At 59.0% G+C, this 16,708-nt stretch carries 14 protein-coding genes; 12 read left to right on the top strand and 2 right to left on the bottom strand.

The window, feature by feature from the left end; translation table 11 throughout:
- The first annotated feature begins 4 nt into the window (after positions 1–4).
- Genes rfbA through rfbD form a run of 3 tightly spaced genes read left to right on the top strand, consistent with a single transcriptional unit; the run spans position 5 to position 2,330 of the window.
- On the top strand, positions 5–898 hold the full coding sequence (gene rfbA, locus AABE10_RS23430) for a glucose-1-phosphate thymidylyltransferase RfbA (RefSeq protein ID WP_342935630.1): 894 nt from the start codon (positions 5–7) through the stop codon (positions 896–898).
- On the top strand, positions 883–1,434 hold the full coding sequence (rfbC, locus tag AABE10_RS23425; RefSeq protein ID WP_342935629.1) for a dTDP-4-dehydrorhamnose 3,5-epimerase: 552 nt from the start codon (positions 883–885) through the stop codon (positions 1,432–1,434). Before rfbA ends, rfbC begins: the two co-directional genes overlap by 16 nt.
- 8 nt (positions 1,435–1,442) lie before the next feature.
- Positions 1,443–2,330, top strand: coding sequence for a dTDP-4-dehydrorhamnose reductase (gene rfbD, locus AABE10_RS23420; RefSeq protein WP_342935628.1), 888 nt, complete (start codon positions 1,443–1,445; stop codon positions 2,328–2,330).
- Positions 2,331–2,385: 55 nt separating this feature from the next.
- On the opposite strand, the gene AABE10_RS23415 is transcribed toward rfbD, so the two are convergent.
- Positions 2,386–3,297, bottom strand: a complete 912-nt coding sequence (locus tag AABE10_RS23415; RefSeq protein WP_342935627.1) for a glycosyltransferase family 2 protein — start codon at positions 3,295–3,297, stop codon at positions 2,386–2,388.
- 101 nt (positions 3,298–3,398) lie between these two features.
- Between AABE10_RS23415 and AABE10_RS23410 the strand changes: the two genes are divergently transcribed.
- From AABE10_RS23410 to AABE10_RS23370, 9 genes are all read left to right on the top strand, one after another.
- Positions 3,399–5,930 carry a glycosyltransferase family protein gene (locus AABE10_RS23410; protein WP_342935626.1) on the top strand — a complete coding sequence of 844 codons (2,532 nt, stop codon included), beginning with the start codon at positions 3,399–3,401 and terminating at the stop codon, positions 5,928–5,930.
- The gene (locus AABE10_RS23405) at positions 5,918–6,889 is read left to right on the top strand and encodes a CgeB family protein (protein WP_342935625.1); all 972 of its coding nucleotides are present in this window, start codon (positions 5,918–5,920) and stop codon (positions 6,887–6,889) included. The genes AABE10_RS23410 and AABE10_RS23405 overlap by 13 nt, the downstream gene beginning before the upstream one ends.
- Entirely contained in the window at positions 6,886–7,863 is a 978-nt protein-coding gene (locus tag AABE10_RS23400; protein WP_342935624.1) for a glycosyltransferase family 2 protein, read from the top strand. The genes AABE10_RS23405 and AABE10_RS23400 overlap by 4 nt, the downstream gene beginning before the upstream one ends.
- Before the next feature lie 104 nt (positions 7,864–7,967).
- On the top strand, positions 7,968–8,771 hold the full coding sequence (locus AABE10_RS23395) for an ABC transporter permease (protein WP_342935623.1): 804 nt from the start codon (positions 7,968–7,970) through the stop codon (positions 8,769–8,771).
- Positions 8,772–8,778: 7 nt separating this feature from the next.
- A complete protein-coding gene (locus AABE10_RS23390) occupies positions 8,779–9,492 on the top strand; it encodes an ABC transporter ATP-binding protein (protein WP_342935918.1) in 714 nt (237 codons plus the stop codon).
- A gap of 512 nt (positions 9,493–10,004) precedes the next feature.
- Complete coding sequence (locus AABE10_RS23385; RefSeq protein ID WP_342935622.1) at positions 10,005–11,195, top strand: class I SAM-dependent methyltransferase; 1,191 nt, start codon at positions 10,005–10,007, stop codon at positions 11,193–11,195.
- Between the two features lie 141 nt (positions 11,196–11,336).
- Positions 11,337–13,262 (top strand): rhamnan synthesis F family protein, encoded by a 1,926-nt coding sequence (locus AABE10_RS23380; RefSeq protein ID WP_342935621.1) that lies wholly within the window; start codon positions 11,337–11,339, stop codon positions 13,260–13,262.
- Between the two features lie 51 nt (positions 13,263–13,313).
- Entirely contained in the window at positions 13,314–14,375 is a 1,062-nt protein-coding gene (locus tag AABE10_RS23375) for an NAD-dependent epimerase/dehydratase family protein (protein ID WP_342935620.1), read from the top strand.
- Between the two features lie 18 nt (positions 14,376–14,393).
- The gene (locus AABE10_RS23370) at positions 14,394–15,920 is read left to right on the top strand and encodes an acyltransferase (protein WP_342935619.1); all 1,527 of its coding nucleotides are present in this window, start codon (positions 14,394–14,396) and stop codon (positions 15,918–15,920) included.
- 132 nt (positions 15,921–16,052) lie between these two features.
- Here AABE10_RS23370 and AABE10_RS23365 read toward each other — a convergent pair whose 3' ends face one another.
- On the bottom strand, positions 16,053–16,451 hold the full coding sequence (locus AABE10_RS23365) for a hypothetical protein (RefSeq protein ID WP_342935618.1): 399 nt from the start codon (positions 16,449–16,451) through the stop codon (positions 16,053–16,055).
- Positions 16,452–16,708: the final 257 nt, after the last annotated feature.

Genomic DNA, 16,708 nt, shown 5'->3' with positions numbered 1-16,708 from the left:
CACGATGGCACGCAAAGGCATCATTCTCGCGGGCGGGTCGGGCACGCGGCTGTATCCGATTACGCATGTCGTGTCGAAGCAATTGCTTCCCGTCTACGACAAGCCGATGATCTATTACCCGCTGTCGACGCTGATGGTCGCGGGCATTCGCGACGTGCTGATCATCTCGACGCCGCAAGACACGCCGCGCTTCGAGGCGATGCTCGGCGACGGCGGTCAGTGGGGCATCAATATTCAGTACGCGGTGCAGCCATCGCCCGATGGTCTCGCGCAGGCGTTCATCATCGGCCGTGAATTCGTGGGTAACGATCCGTCGGCGCTGATCCTCGGCGACAACATCTTCTACGGTCATGATCTCGCGAAGCAACTGGAGCGCGCGAATGGGCGCACCGACGGCGCGACGGTGTTTGCGTACCACGTGCACGATCCCGAGCGCTACGGCGTGGTGGAATTCGACAAGGAATTCCGCGCGCTGTCGATCGAAGAAAAGCCTGCAAAGCCGCGTTCGAATTACGCGGTCACGGGTTTGTACTTCTACGACAACAAGGTCTGCGATATCGCCGCCGATATCAAGCCTTCCGCGCGCGGCGAACTGGAAATCACGGACGTCAACTCGCGCTACCTCGAGCAGAAGAAGCTCGACGTCGAAATCATGGGACGCGGGTATGCGTGGCTCGACACGGGTACGCACGATTCGCTGATCGAGGCCGCGACGTTCATTGCGACGCTGCAGAAGCGTCAGGGGCTGGTCGTCGCCTGTCCGGAAGAGATCGCTTACCGTCGCAAGTGGATCGACGGCGAACAGCTGCTCGCGCTCGCAAAGCCGCTTTCGAAGAATGCCTACGGGCAATATCTGCAAAACATTCTTACGGATCAAGTCGCATGGCCATCAGCGTAACTGCAACTGCACTTCCCGAAGTCAAGATCATCGAGCCGAAGGTGTTCGGCGATGCGCGCGGGTTCTTCTACGAGAGCTTCAACGCGCGCGAATTCGCCGAGCACGTCGAGGCGGGTGTCGAGTTCGTGCAGGACAACCATTCGCGTTCAGCCAAGGGCGTGCTGCGCGGGTTGCACTATCAGATCGAACACGCGCAGGGCAAGCTCGTGCGTGTTGTGGAAGGCGAAGTGTTCGACGTCGCCGTCGACATTCGCAAGAGCTCGCCGAATTTCGGCAAGTGGGTCGGTGTGAATCTGTCGGAAGAAAACCATCGGCAGTTGTGGGTGCCGCCTGGTTTTGCGCATGGCTTCGTCGTGTTGTCGGAGTCGGCGCAGTTCCTCTACAAGACGACCGATTACTGGTATCAGGCGCATGAGCGCAGCATCGTGTGGAACGATCCGGAGATCGGTATCGAATGGCCGATCGATTTCGAGCCCCTGCTCGCGGCGAAGGATGCGGCGGGCAAGCGGTTGGCGGAAGCCGATTGCTTTGCATAAGGACGTAGATGACGACTGAACAACGCACCATCCTCGTAACGGGTGTCAACGGTCAGGTTGGCTTCGAACTGGCGAGAAGCCTGCAAGGTCTCGGCAACGTTGCGGCGCTGAACCGGCAGCAATTCGACCTCGCGAACTTCGACCAGATTCGCAGCGTCATTCGCGAATTGAAGCCTGCGCTGATCGTCAATCCGGCTGCGTACACGGCCGTCGACCTGGCTGAAAAAGAGCGCGACGACGCAATGCGGATCAACGGTGAAGCGCCTGGCATCATCGCGGAAGAGGCGAAGAAGCTGGGTGCGCCGATGCTGCATTTTTCAACCGACTACGTGTTCGACGGCACGAAGCCGGCGCCCTATGTCGAGTCGGACGAGACGAACCCGCAGAATGTGTATGGCGCGAGCAAGCTGGCCGGCGAACGGGCTATTGCCCAAGTCGGCGGGGCGTCGCTGGTCTTCCGCACGAGCTGGGTGTACGGCCGGCGCGGCAAGAATTTTCTTCTGACGATGCTGCGTCTTGCCGCGGATAAACCGTCGTTGCGTATCGTCGGCGATCAGTTCGGCGCGCCGACGTGGAGCAAGACGATCGCTGCGCTGACTGCGCATATAGTTGCGCAAGGTCACGCGGCCGGCGCCGAATGGTGGGCCTCGAAGGCAGGTGTGTATCACCTGACGGCGGGCGGTTCGACGTCGTGGGCAGGCTTTGCGCAGGCCATCTTCCAGACGGCCGCGCTCGACAACAAGCCTTCCGTCGAAGCGATTCCGGCAAGCGAGTATCCGACGCCCGCCAGGCGGCCAGCGAACTCGCGCATGTCGTGCGAAAAGCTCGCTGCGTCGTTTGGCTTGCAGGTGCCGCAATGGGACGACGCGTTGCGCCTGTGTATCGGCGAAATGTAGTTGCTGCCTAAAAGGGTCTAGGGGTAAAAGGCCTGGGCCGGATTGCGCGTGCGCGTCAGGACCGGCCGGCTTCTTCGAATTTGCCGGTCTTGCCGCGCAGCCCGTCGCAGATGCCTTTGGTCATCATTGCGACGTCAGCCGCGCGGCGTTTCGACATCGCGGCGAACACAAAGAACTTGATCCCAAGGCGAGCCATCTCGCTGACCTTCCAGGCAACGGAGATATAGCGACGCTTGCACAGCAGAAGGGCATTGCGATAGTAGTAGTAGCGCCTGATGGGCTTGTGCACGGCGAGACGAATGCCGGCGACCTCGAGCGCGCTCTCGCCGATCCGGTGCTCCATGCGAACGTCGAACGCGCCGTAACTCTGAAAACCCGCAGCTTGAGCGCGCAGTCCCCACTCGATGTCGACGTAGTCGATGAACAATGCTTCGTCCATGTTGCCGACTGCCTTCAGTGCTGCAATCGACAGCAGGGCGCCGGACGAGATCAGGTAGTCGGCAGTCGTCCATGTGCCGTTGCCGGGGTCGCGCTTTCTGCGCGGGAAGCCGAATCGGAACTCGATGAACGGCAGGAAGATCCCGCGGTTGTGCTCGAAGAAGTAAGGGCCGATTTGCGCGACCGGTCCACGGGACGACAACTGATCCTGGTAGGCCTCGAGCCGGTCGATCATGTCAGCGGATGGCGCGCTGTCCTGATCGAAGAGGGCGCAAAACTCAATGCGCGTTTCGCTTTGCGCGCGCGCGAGGCCGTGATTGAGGGCAGCCGCGATTCCTTCGTTGCTCGAGAGCCGGATGATGTCGCAGTGCGCGGGAGGTAGTGCCTGTTGCCATTGTTCCAGGTTGCCGGACGCGTTGTCGACGATAAAGATCGTTCGTACCTGTGTTGCGAGAGTCTCAATCAGGCGCAGCAAGGTTTCGCGCTCTGGCTCGTATGTGACAATGACGGCGGCGGTACGTTGAGACAAGAGGCAGGGTCCAGACGGGAAAGTTCGAGCAGGTTAATCGAATAGTTGCACGGTGGTCAATTGGCTGACTTCAGTACCAAGGCGACTAACTTAGGATACACATGAGTAGCGAGAATTACCGGATACTGTTGCTCGATACGAAGTTTCGCAACCCGAACCACTATATCTGCATCGCGCTGCGCGACGCCTTCGGCCGTTCCCGGAATGTCGAGTTCATCGTCAAGGCAGACCCACTCGACGCCATCAACAAGGCTTACGAACATCGTTGCAACCTGTTCGTGGCGTTCGACGGAGAAGAGCTCGATCAGACATTGTGCTTGCGCCTCGCGCGCGCGTGCGGCCGGTCATTGCTGTGGGTGACGGAAGATCCCTATGAGGTGTCCGTCAACAAACGCAATGCGGCGATCTTCAATCTCGTATTCACGAACGATTCGTCAAGCGTCGCCGAGTATGGCGGGAAGGGGCGGCATTTGCCCCTCGCCGGAGCGATTGAGTTTCACGATATTCCCGTCCTGACAACTGACAGGCCGCTGCGCTATGACCTGTTCTTCGCGGGCACCGCGTGGCCCAATCGCACGGCCTTCGTCCGATCGATACTTGGCGAGATGCCTTCCAGCTGGCGCTTTAAGTTTGCGCTTCCCGTCAACGAACATTTGCCGCCGCGCAATGTCGATCTGCCGGAAAGCCTGATCAACTGGCGCACGTCACCGCCGGATTTTGGCCGTTTCGTCAATCGCTCGGCTGTCACGATCCTGCTGCCACGTGTTTTTTCGGCATCAGGGGACAGGGAGTTTGCCGAAACGCCGCCGCCGCGCCTTTTCGAGGCTGCGCTTGCCGGTGGCGTGCAAATGGTGCAGGAATCGCTCGCCGAAGTGGCGCTCGCGTTCGAACCCGATCGCGAGATCGTATTGTTCTCCGACGCAGCTGACTTCATCCGGAAGGCGACCCGGCTCATCGATGACCGGCCTCTGCGCAACAGCATCGCCACGGCCGCGCGCGAGCGGGCCTTGCGCGATCACACATATGATCAGCGCGTCGCGACGATGCTCGGACAAGTCGCGCAACTGCCGGCGCGCACGCCCGTCGCAGATCCGCTGGCCGTATCGACGGTCGCACACGGATTGCCAGCGCCGTCTGCTGCGCGCAAGACAATTCTCTTCGTCGCGCATAACCACATCGGGCGCGGGCACTTCGGCGGTGTCGAAATTTACCTCGACCGTTTGCGGGCGAAGCTGGGCGGCGAGTTCAATGTGCTGTTCTACGTGCGCGGCGAGTCGGGCGATCAGTGGGAAACGCAGCTGCTGGACCGGGACTACGCGCTGATCAAGCGTTACAAGTTCGCGGAACGCTATGCGGTGCAGATGCTGTCGTCACCGGAGCGGGAGAAAGCGTTTCATGAGTTGCTCGTCGAGCACCAGGTCGATTTCGTTCACTTCCAGCATTTCATCGGACATGCGCCTTCGCTCGTCTACATCGCGAAGTCGCTGGGCATACCGACCGCCATCACCGCTCACGACTACTTTGCCGTGTGCAACGAGTATCAGCTAATCTCATTCAAAGGGCGCTTCTGTGGCGCACCGGATGTGTCGCTCGCGCAATGCGACCTGTGTCTCTGGAACAAGTCGCAGATTCAGCCGGGCTCGCAGGCCGCGCGTCGCGACTTCTGGAACGGCGTGCTCGCCGCAGCGGACATTGTGTTCTTCAACACCGCGGGAGCGCGCAATCTCTTCAGAACGATCTATCCGGCGATGCGCCAGCATTCGGGCGCAATCGTTCTGCCCGTGCCGATCCTCGACGACGAGGCCGTTGCTCAACCCGTGCAGCGGTCGGCCGGTGCCGGGGGCGCAATGCCGGCGCTGAAGGTTGCGCTGCTCGGCAACGTCACGCATGGAAAGGGTGGCGATCTGTTGGCGCCGACCGTTGCCCAACTGAGCGGCCTTCCCATCGAGTTCCATGTATTCGGCCGCCTCGATGACGAGTACAAACACCTCGAAGACAAAGCGCGGTTTCCGAACGTCTTCGTGCACGGCACTTATCACGCAGATGATCTGCCGCCCGCGCTGCTCGAATGCGACGTGTCGCTGCATGTGTCGATCTGGCCGGAAACGTATTGCCTCACGTTATCCGAAGCATGGCAGCATCGCATCGTGCCCATCGTCGCCGATATCGGCGCGCTTGGCGAGCGGGTGCGCAACCTTGTCAACGGGCTCAAGATCCGGGAGGGTGAGGAGGGCGATCTCGTCAATGCGATCCGCTTGCTCGCCGAAGACCGCCAACTCCTCGCGACGCTGCGCGCAAACATCACAGGCGACCTGTATCCGACGCTAACACCTCACGTTGCCGCTTTGGCCGGCGAATACCGCAAGCATTGGCGGAATCTGGCACACGACCGCGCAGTGGATGCCGTGGTCCGCCCAAGAGGTATTGCGGAGCTGGGCGTGGCGCTGCAATCGCCATCGTGGTTCCAGCATGGCGCCCGTCCGCGCTTGCCAGCGATGCGTGCGCAGATCAGAAGCGAGTTGCTGCAGCGATCAAAAGCGCGACGGGTATACGCGTATTTCACACAGCACGGCATTAGAAAAACAGCGGCGCTGATGGCCAAACATGCGAAAAGGATCTTATGGACCCGATAAAGCGAGTACTCGTATGCGGTGCCTCGCCGGATTCGATCAACAACAACGCGCAATTGCGCGGCTATGTCGGTGAAGGATTCCGCGACCTGCTGGGCGATGCCGCCGTTCGGGTCTGCTCACTGGAAGTCGCGGAATACTGCGCCGAGGCGTTTGGTCCGCAACTGGTGCTGGTGTTCGGTTCATGCATGCCGGCCGTGAGCGTCTATCACGGTCTAAAGAACTACTGCCTGCGCAACGGCGCTTGCCTGGCGTTCTGGCTGCACGACGATCCGTACGAGTTCGACTTCAACTACAAGCTGCTGAATATCGCGGACGTCATATTCTCGAACGACCGATGGGCCGTTACGCATTATCAGCATCCGCATGTTTATCACGTGCCACTCGGTGCGAGCAAAGCGGAGCACTATCGGCCGTTGCATGCACAAAAAGATCGTGAAGTCTTTTTCTGCGGCGTCGGTTTTCCGAACCGTGTCTCGCTGTTGCGTGATTGCGTGTCGAGCCTGAACGGCATACAGGTCGAGGTGCTGGGTGCCGAATGGCCGAAGGAAATACGGTTTGCACGTAACGAGCGTATCGAAAACCGCCTATTACCCGACTACTACGCCAGCTCGTTGATTACGCTGAATATCGGACGGCGTTTCGATCTCGCGAACGCACGCTTCAATCTTGATGCGCCCACGCCGGGCCCGCGCACATTCGAAGCGGCAATGTCGGGGACGGTGCAATGCATGTTCGTCGAAGGGCTGGAGATCTACGACTATTTCGATCCCGACGCCGGAGAAATCCTGCTTTTCGATTCGCCGGCGGAGTTGCGGCGTCACGTCGAGATGTTGCGCGCGGAGCCGGCAAAGGCCATGGCCATCGCGAATGCAGCGCAGCGGCGCGCACTCGCCGACCATACTTATACCCAGCGCGCGGAGCGCATCCTGTCGTTGATCGGCAGTCTGGCGAACGCATGAGTGGGCTGTCCGAGCGCGACACGAGCGCGGCGCGCGAAGCGGGCAACGCGCGGGCGGGACGTCGTGTGTTCGCGATCGTCGTGACGCTCAATCCCGAGCCGGATGTTTTCGCCGCGCTGCTGGATGCGACCTGTGCGCAGGTTGACGCGACGCTCGTGATCGACAACGGCTCTACGCATGAATGCGTCGCGCACATCGAGCGTGCGTGTGCGCAGCGAGCGGCGCTGCATCGGATGTCCGTGAATCTGGGCATCGCCGCCGCGCAGAACAAGGGAATCGCGCTTGCCAGGGAGCGGGGTGCGACCGACGTGCTTCTGCTCGATCACGATAGCGTGCCGGAAGCGGGCATGGTGATGGCTCTTGCCGATGCCGCCCGCCAGTTACGTGGATCCGGATGGGTGCTGGGTGCCGTCGGGCCCGCGATCGTGGACAGGAAATCGCGAACGGCGGCGCCCGTACCCGTCGTCACGGGCGGAAGAGTACGATTCGTCGGCGCGATGGGCGAGGCGCCTGTTCGCTGCGAATATCTGATCGCCTCAGGCATGTTGATCGCGCTGGAAGCATTCGACGCGACTGGTCCGATGAACAAAGCGTATTTCGTCGATCAGGTCGATGTCGAGTGGTGCCTGCGAGCGGGCGCTGCCGGGCGCGCGATTTTCTGCGTCCCGCAGGCGAGGCTCGAGCACGCAATCGGTGACGACGTCGTGTCGTTCTGGCTGTTCGGGCGGCGTGAATTGCCCGTGCATAGTCCGGCGCGCGACTACTTCTATTTCCGCAATTCTGTCCGGCTGATGCGTTCGCCGTACGTATCGCCGGCCTGGCGGCGTTTCTGGGCGCGACGCCTCGTGCGTCTTTTCGTCGTGCAGACGCTGTTCGCGCCGCCGCGGCTGCTTCGCCTGCGCGCCATGCTGTCGGGTGCGTGGACAGGCTTGACCGAGCGAAACGGTACGCGAGCCGTCTCTGCTACGTCGTAGTGGTGGCATCCGACGGCGCGAGGGGAGGGCATGATGTTCCCGCGTTGGGTCGGAGCCAGAGGGCATTAAGTTACAATATTGGAATAAGTTGATTGCAAGCGAGTATGAACACAACCGCAATGAAACGCTATAACGGGTTGCGCGAATTCTGGGCCGCGCTTGCGAACCCGCACTTATGGGCTTTGCTGGCGTGGTACGACATCCGTCAGCGCTATCGTCGCTCCATCCTGGGGCCGTTCTGGGTCACCCTTTCCACGGGCATCATGATCGGCACGATGGGCCTGCTGTGGTCGGAGCTGTTCAAGAACGACATCACGTCGTTCCTGCCATTCTTCGCGATCGGCAACGTCCTGTGGACGTTTTACGCCTCGCAGATCAATGAAGCCTGCACAGGGTTCACGCAGTTCGAAACGACGATCAAGCAGATCCGCTTTCCGATGGGCGTGTACCTGCTGCGCATCCTGGTGCGCAATCTGATCATCCTTGCTCACAACTGCGTGATCATCGTTATCGTGATCGCGCTGTTGGGGCCGTCGTTGACGTGGTACGCGCTGCTCGCCATTCCCGGGCTTTTCCTCGGCACGGTCGCGATGCTGGCTATCTCGATGATCGTCAGCGTCTTCTGCACGCGCTTTCGCGACATGCCGATGATTGTTTCGAATGTGATCATGGTGCTGTTCTACCTCACACCGATCATCTGGCGGCCGGAAGCGCTGGGCAACAAATACCATTGGGTGGCAGATTACAACCCGTTTGCGCACCTGGTCGAGATTGTGCGCGCGCCCATCATCAACGCTCAATTTCCCGGTGAATCGTGGATCTGGTCGCTGGCAACGACGTTTGTTCTTCTCGTCGCAGGAATCGCGCTGCAGGGCCGTTTCCGCGATCGAATCGCTTACTGGCTGTGAGTCGGGAATGAGTGAGTCTTACATTCGTGCACAAAATGTGGTCGTGGAGTTCCCGATCTATAACGCATCGCATCGTTCGCTGCGCAAGTCGCTGATGCGCGCGACGACGGGCGGCCGTGTCGCGGCAGACGCCGCGAAGCGTGTCACCGTTCGGGCGCTTGACAACGTCAGCTTTGAATTCAAACCGGGCGACCGGGTTGGTCTCGTCGGCCACAACGGCGCAGGCAAGACGACGATGTTGCGGGTGTTGGCGGGCGTTTATCCGCCTGTCGCCGGCACGTTGGAAGTCAAAGGACGCATCGTGTCGCTAATCGACATCTCGCTCGGGATGGACCAGGAAGCGACCGGCTACGAGAACATCTTTCTGCGCGGCATCATGATGGGCATCAAGCCGCGTGAAATTGAACAGAAGCTTGACGCGATCGCGGAGTTCAGCGAACTGGGCGAAGACTTCCTGAACATGCCGGTGCGCACGTATTCGAGCGGTATGATGCTGCGTCTGGCATTCGCCGTTTCGACGTCGATTCATGCGGACATCGTCCTGATGGACGAGTGGCTGTCTGTCGGCGACGCGGCCTTCAACGAGAAGGCAGCAGAGCGTCTGGACAGCGTCGTCGAGAATTCATCTATTCTGGTGCTCGCGTCGCACTCGCCAAAACTGGTGGAGAAGATGTGCAATCGCGTGCTGACATTCCAGCACGGCCAGATCACCGAGGGCTAGTCTTTTGCGCTGGCCGGAGCCCGCGGACGGCGGCTCTTCTGGCTGCACGAATCGGTCATCGCCCACGCTTACGCACCGTACGTCATGCGCGCGCGGCATGTCGCGCGCTTGCGTAACCGTGCCGCGCGAGTTTTCAACGGTCCACTGCTCATAGCCTCGGTTTGGCGGTCCCGTCTGTGTCTCCAGGGCACCGGCCGATGACTGGCAATCGCAATCGTTTCGTAATGCTCGCGTTCGTCCCGTATTGAAGGCGCTGCGCGCTGGTTCGCTTGCCGTCCGTGCACGCGGGCGGGCACACACGTGACAGTCATCCGCGACTGTACGATGTAAGCTGACGCGCAAGTCGGGCTCGCCGCCGCATTCGTGCCTGTGCGCTGCTTCGAAGTGCCTCGGAGCTAGTCTTATCGGCGGCGAGGTATAGTATCCTTCCAGCTTCAACCCCGATTGTTTTGTGTGAATTGGTGCTGCGATCGGGGATGCTCTGATGTACGTCTGAAACGTGGAGTTTAAGGATGGGGGATATTCCTCTGGGCAAAAGTACGATGCTTGACGCAATGTGCAGTCGGGAACTCGCTCCGCTCTTCTGGCGCCCGGTTCGTCTTGGTATCACCAGTGCCTGGTGGGAGCATGTGCCGTTTGCACATTGGCTGGTCGCGTCGATCCGTCCGCGTTCTATCGTTGAACTCGGTACTCACAATGGCGTATCGTACTCGGCGTTCTGCGAAGCAGTCGTTCGCGAAGGGCTCGATACGCAATGCAGCGCCGTAGATACATGGCTCGGTGACGAGCACGCCGGCCGCTATAGCGAAGGCGTCTACGCAGAGCTCAGGACGTTTCATGACTCGCGATACGGCTCGTTCTCAACGCTCGTGCGCTCGACCTTCGACGAAGCGCTCGGCTATTTTCCCGATTGCTCAATCGATCTCCTGCACATTGACGGACTGCACACATACGACGCAGTGCGTCATGATTTCGAGAGCTGGTTGCCAAAGCTCACGGATAGGGCAGTCGTTCTTTTTCACGATATCAATGTGCGTGCCAACGACTTCGGCGTGTGGAAGGTTTGGAGCGAATTGCAAGAGCGTTACCCCAGCTTCACGTTCACGCATGGTCATGGGCTCGGCGTGCTTGCGGTTGGGAAAGCGGTTCCTGCTGCCGCTCGGCAGCTCTGTTCGATCGATGACGACAGTCGCGTAAATTCGATTCGCGAACGGTTCGCGTTGGTCGGCGAGCGATGGAACGTGGAGTTTCGCGATGCACAGCGGGTGGCCGAAATCGGCAGGCTGGCATTGATGGTCGATGATCTCAATGCACAGATGCAAGGACGAATTGCTCATGCAGACCAACTGGAACGAGCGTTAAAAGAGGTCAATGCGATCGAGGCGAATCGCACCGAAGAGGCTGCATCCTTGCGTACGCAACTCGCGGAGGTTGAGGCAGCTAGAAAGACGCTCCACGATGCGCTCCAAGAGCAAACCGAGCGAGGAGATGCGCTCGCGGCACGAGTCGACGAATTGAAGGCTTGGGGTGATGATTTGCTTGCGACCAATCAGACACTCCGCGCGGAACTTGTCGATTTACGCCGAGCGCCTGAGCGCACCGACATCCAGGAGCTTCGACAGGAATTAGAGCAACACAAGAAGCAGCAAGATGCGCTGCACGCGGAGATTAGCGGGCTTCGGGGGCGCTCGCGGTTAGGTTGAGCTGATCATCAAAAATTCAGAGAGGTTCGCTTGGGCTCGGCGCGCGCAAACAGGATGCGGTCGGCGTGTTCAGGATAGAGCCTTCGATATTTCGACGGCAGCCTTTTTCGTACTTCCTTTTCCTTATTTGCAAGAGTGACCATGCGCAGGCTTTGTATATTCTCCTTCTACGACGAGTACGGGATTGTCGATGAATACGTCATTTTCTTTTTGAAAGAACTTGGCAAATTTGTCGAGAAAACAATTTTCTATTCGAATGGGCCGCTATCGCGCGACTCAGAGATTGCATTGCAGGGAGTGGTCAGCGAGGTCATCCTGAGACCGAATGAAGGGTTCGATGTCCTCGCATATAAGGAAGGCCTGGAAAAAATCAAGTTCGATCGTCTCGGGTTTTATGATGAAGTCTTGATGGTCAACCACACGTGCTACGGTCCGCTATTTCCGTTTAGCGAACTGTTCTCGGAGATGGAATCGCGTTCTTGCGATTTCTGGGGCATTACGGCGCATATGGAATTGACGCCAAATCCATTCACTGGCACCGGCTCTCTTCCGTACCATCTGAATGCGAATTTCATTGCTGTTCGCCGCGACATGCTCCAGTCGAAGACGTTTCAGCAGTACTGGCAGCAAATGACCTGTAGCACCACTTATGAAGCGGCGATCATGAGCCATGAAGCCCGCTTTACGGAGTATTTCACAAAGCTCGGCTACAAGTGCGAAACCTACATCGACTCACGCAAGTATGGTAGTCACTATCCGTTGATCATCGACGTAGATGAAACCATCATAGATCGCAATCCGATCATCAAGCGCCGCGCTTTTTTTCACGATCCACGCTTTCTTGAGCACAATGCTGCTGACCTGCCGAGAGCGCTCAGCATCATCGGCAAAACATCCGACTACGATTTCGGGCTCATTTGGCGCAATGTAACGCGCCAGGCCGAACTGCGCACGCTAAACACGAATGCGGCATTGACCCGAGTGCTTCCGGACGTGCGACTAAAGCAGGACGAACCTCTGCCGGACTATGGACGCCTGGCAGTATGTGTACACGTCTACTACACGGAGATGCTCGATGAAATTCTCGCGCTAACCGATACGATCCCTGGAAAGTTCGATTTCATCGCCACGACGGAAACGATTGCGAAGAAGGAAATCATCGAAAAGACTGTGGCGGGTCGAGCCAATATTGACAAATTCATTGTTAGAGTCGTCGAGCAGAATCGAGGTCGGGATATGTCCGCGCTCTTCATCTCGTGCCGCGACTTGTTCCTTGACGGGCCGTACGATCTCGTATGCCGACTTCATACGAAAAAGTCGCCGCAAGTTCACCCGGGACGTGGCAATCTGTTCAAGCGTCATCTGTTCGAGAATCTGCTGAACAGTTCGGGTTTTACGAGCAACGTGCTGGACATGTTCCGCGACAATCCGTGGATCGGCGTTGCGATACCGCCAGTCGTGCAGTATTCCTATGGGACCCTCGGTCACGCGTGGTATGCCAACCGTGCCAAGACGGAAGAGGTTGCCAAGCTGCTTGATCTCAAGGTGCATTTCGATGCCGATACGCCGATTGCGGCATACGGGACGATGTTCTGGTTCCGTCCCAAAGCCCTCCGAAAGCTGTTCGAACATCAGTGGAAGTGGACGGACTTCAACGCCGAGCCGCATCACGTTGACGGCGGCTTGGCGCACGCTCTGGAGCGCCTGATCTGTTACGTCGCACAGGACGCGCGCTACACGACCGAACAGATTCTCAGCTCGCATCTGGCCGGCTGGAACTATGCAGTGCTCGAATACAAGCTCCAGAAACTTTCTGCCTCGCTGCCAAACTGGGATTTCAACGGACAGAGCCATTTGCTTGAACGATGGAAGGCCGCGGGCTATCCCTTTGCGAATGGTCAGCAATTGCCGGGTGTCCAACCTACTTCCATACGCCGGTCTTGGGCTGATCTCTTATTGGCCATCAAGTCGTCAATTCTTTATCGATCGCCTACTACGTTCAAGGCTCTTCGCCCGATGTATCGCCTCGTCGTTCCGCGGTCGACGAAACGGCGCGAAGGTGCTTGACGTGGCGCAGTGTGGTAAGTAACGAATCAAACGCAAACTGGAACGAAAATCATGAAGGGAACCTGCCTTGTCACCGGCGGTGCCGGATTTATCGGCTGTGCCATTTCTCCTGCGCTCGTTCGCGAATTCGATCGGGTTGTGGCCATCGACAATATGCATCCGCAGATCCATGCCACACCTGATCGTCCGTCGCGACTCGACGCGGGCGTAGAGCTGATCGTAGGTGACGTCACGCAAAGAGAAACGTGGGACAGCCTTCTCAAGGATGTGAAGCCTGACACCGTGATCCACCTTGCGGCAGAAACGGGAACGGGACAGTCCCTTACGGAAGGTACGCGGCACGCGATGGTCAACGTCGTCGGTACGACCCAGATGTTGGATGCGCTTGTCCGCCACGAAGCGTTGCCGCGCCGTGTCGTGCTGACATCGAGCCGTGCAGTGTACGGTGAGGGAGCCTGGCAGGATGCGGCCGGCACCGTCACGTACCCAGGGCAGCGATCGCGCGATCAGCTCGAAAAGGGCATCTGGGATTTCCCGGGACTGAAATGCCTGCCATTCGAAGCGACGCGCACGCAACCCCGTCCAACGAGCATTTACGGCTCCACCAAGCTCACGCAAGAGATGGTGCTGAGCGCATGGGCGTTGTCGTTCGGGGTCGAGGTTGGCCTGTTGCGGTTGCAGAACGTGTACGGTATTGGACAATCGCTGAGCAATCCCTATACGGGCATTGTGTCGCTTTTCGCCCAGCTCGCTCGCGCCGGGAAAGCCATTCCGCTTTATGAAGACGGCGAGATCGTTCGAGACTTCGTTTACATCGATGACGTCGCTGACGCCGTGATCCGAATCGCGACCGCACAGTCGCTCGTTCCCGGTGCCATATACGACGTCGGCCTGGGCAAGGAGACGACGATTCGTGAACTGGCCACGCTGATCAGCGCTATTTACGGTGCGCCGGAGCCCGTTGTGAACGGTGCATTCCGTAATGGCGACGTTCGGGCTGCGTCGGCCGACATCACCCGTACGAGCGAACAACTCGGGTGGAAGCCGCAATGGAGTCTGGAGCGTGGCGTCAAAGCGCTTTGCGCCTGGATTGACGAGACCCGGGCATCCTGATCTGAGCGAAGGCGCCGAATGAAATACAGGCTTCAGTATCTGCGGGCAATCGCTGCGTTTATGGTCGTTGTATGGCATGCGAGTTACCACTTGTGGAACACGCGCGCCGACAACTCGGTCCTGCTGCATACTCCTGGCATATCGGGAGCGTTCGGCGTCACGCTATTTTTTGTTATCTCCGGCTATTTGATGGCCACTCTGGCGGGTAAGAACAGCGCGGGACAGTTTTTTCTGCACCGCGTTATTCGCATCTATCCCGTCTACTGGATAGTTGTGTTGCTGTTCTTTTTCGGTAGCTCAGTGCTTGGCTACGGATTTACGTTCGACCTCGCGTCCTTTCTCCTGCTTCCAGGACCTGGACGCATCTATCCGCTCGGGGTGGAATGGACGCTTCCGTTTGAGCTTTCGTTTTATCTTGTCGTCTTTTTTATCGTTCTATTTCGCGCCACGCGTGCGGTACCGGTGATTGCGGCGCTTTGGGCGCTTGGCATTCTGGCCGTGGTTCAGTTCGCTCCGGGCATTTCCCAAGGCCAGTTTCCCCGCCTGTCTCACCTGCTGGTGTCTCAATGGACGCTGGCGTTTGCATTGGGAATGTTGGTCCCAACCATCATACGGTACGGTATCGTCTCCTCGTTCTCGTGGCTATTGGGGCTCGCAATCGTCGCATCGGCGGCAGTATTTCCGCAGCACGCCGCGTATCTTCTGCCGGCGGGTTGTTTGTGCCTCGTGCATTGGGCGGTGATTCCGCGTCCCGAAGGGGTGGAGAAGGCACGCGAGATTAAATGGTTGACGCGTTTGGGCGACTGGAGTTATGCGCTCTATTTGTGTCATGTGCCGATCATGCTCTGGATCTTTCGGCTTGCGCCTGCGCACTGGTCTGGGTCACTGCTCTGGGTCGCTAGCATCGTATTGAGCCTCCTTGGTGCTGCGTTGATAGGCAGAGTGGACCTCTGGCTATACAGACGGCTCAAAGGCATCGTCGACGGCTTCAGCAAGACTACCTGTGCGAGACTTGGTCCGGCAGTGGCGGCGTGTCTTGTCGCATATAGCGGACACGCTGAAGTGAGGGCCTGGAGCGATTCCCAGTTGGCTGCACGCGCCGACGAACTCGGACATGAAATCTCCAGGTCGCAGCCGGTCAGTTTGGACGCTCTCGCGGACGCGGCGCAACGGGCTCATCTGGTGCCGGCCCCAGAGTTAGTCGGTCACGCAGACAGCTTGACCTGCGGCGCTGACGGCGTGATGCAAATTCGTGGCTGGGCGGCCGACCGAGAGGCCGGCTCCGGTGGAATCGCCGTTCTGGTCTTTCAGGGCGGCGGCTACCGGGGAAGCGCACTTCCTAAATTCGCGCGAGCGGACGTCGTGCAAGTGCTCAAACTCTCACGGCTAGGTGTGACCCCCGGCTTCGAAGCTGACGTTGGCACGCATAACGACACATCTGCTGGCTGCTCGCAGCCTGTTCTTCTCGTGGTCAAGGATAGTCGGTTTGCACTGCTGCCCGTCGACTCTCACTTTCCCGCGCCCAGTGCATCGCGTTCTCCGTGAACTCGGTGCCGTGGCGACGTCACCATGCCGACGAACTGCCATAGAACGGGGCGCCATTCCTGCACATTGCGCCGCACGTATGAGTCGATCAAGCACAGGCGGACGTGATCGTCGCCTCTGACTGCCGCCGCTTCAAGGCGCGTTTGCCGCAGGGCTTCCGATCCAGGACCGCCATGCCCGCACGCGCTGCTCGATCTTTGCGCTCGATGCCGGGTCATTGGCGGTAGCGGCGCTTGCCTCCAGATCGGCGACTTCCTGCAGCGTGACGTACGTCTCGAACGAAAAAACCTTCTCGATGCTTGCGCGCGGGATAGACCGATCGACACCGTCGCGCATGCATAAGCGGGCATCATTCGATCGATGCTCGCGACAAAGCGTTACGTTGGAGGCAGCGAATTTCCGCGCTATGGCATCGCCGAGCGTATCGCCCGTTGCCAGGCGTCCTACATCCTGGCGGCAGAATTGTCGAATGGCTTCTGTCTCAGGCGGCAGCAATTCGCGCTCGGCGCGATTCCTAAAGAAATACCGCAAGGATTGCTCAGTCGAAGTGAAACGCCCACTCCTTGAACTTGACGACTCCGTGCGAAAGGGCAGAGTCCGCGTAAGCAGCGTACTCTTCGCCGAACCCGTGCTTCAGAAGCTCCTGATACAGCGATTCAAGGTAAGCGGTGATTTCAGCACACCGAATAAGGAATTGTTTGCAACTGACGGGCGAGCGTAGCCGAATCGCGATGGTCGGGGTCAACCGGCAATGTCCGCATCGGGGTGATGAGTCTGCACGTGGGCGA

Origin of the sequence: Paraburkholderia diazotrophica (assembly GCF_038900755.1) — a bacterium.
GTDB lineage: Bacteria > Pseudomonadota > Gammaproteobacteria > Burkholderiales > Burkholderiaceae > Paraburkholderia > Paraburkholderia diazotrophica_A.
Note: the sequence above shows the minus strand (reverse complement) of the source record. Positions and strands in the feature narration are given on the sequence as shown.

Bases quoted from the DNA above. Each gene is read 5' to 3' on its own strand.
- rfbA (WP_342935630.1), top strand. From the start codon at position 5: ATGGCACGCAAAGGCATCATTCTCGCGGGCGGGTCGGGCACGCGGCTG.
- rfbC (WP_342935629.1), top strand. From the start codon at position 883: ATGGCCATCAGCGTAACTGCAACTGCACTTCCCGAAGTCAAGATCATC.
- rfbD (WP_342935628.1), top strand. From the start codon at position 1,443: ATGACGACTGAACAACGCACCATCCTCGTAACGGGTGTCAACGGTCAG.
- AABE10_RS23410 (WP_342935626.1), top strand. From the start codon at position 3,399: ATGAGTAGCGAGAATTACCGGATACTGTTGCTCGATACGAAGTTTCGC.
- AABE10_RS23405 (WP_342935625.1), top strand. From the start codon at position 5,918: ATGGACCCGATAAAGCGAGTACTCGTATGCGGTGCCTCGCCGGATTCG.
- AABE10_RS23400 (WP_342935624.1), top strand. From the start codon at position 6,886: ATGAGTGGGCTGTCCGAGCGCGACACGAGCGCGGCGCGCGAAGCGGGC.
- AABE10_RS23395 (WP_342935623.1), top strand. From the start codon at position 7,968: ATGAACACAACCGCAATGAAACGCTATAACGGGTTGCGCGAATTCTGG.
- AABE10_RS23390 (WP_342935918.1), top strand. From the start codon at position 8,779: ATGAGTGAGTCTTACATTCGTGCACAAAATGTGGTCGTGGAGTTCCCG.
- AABE10_RS23385 (WP_342935622.1), top strand. From the start codon at position 10,005: ATGGGGGATATTCCTCTGGGCAAAAGTACGATGCTTGACGCAATGTGC.
- AABE10_RS23380 (WP_342935621.1), top strand. From the start codon at position 11,337: ATGCGCAGGCTTTGTATATTCTCCTTCTACGACGAGTACGGGATTGTC.
- AABE10_RS23375 (WP_342935620.1), top strand. From the start codon at position 13,314: ATGAAGGGAACCTGCCTTGTCACCGGCGGTGCCGGATTTATCGGCTGT.
- AABE10_RS23370 (WP_342935619.1), top strand. From the start codon at position 14,394: ATGAAATACAGGCTTCAGTATCTGCGGGCAATCGCTGCGTTTATGGTC.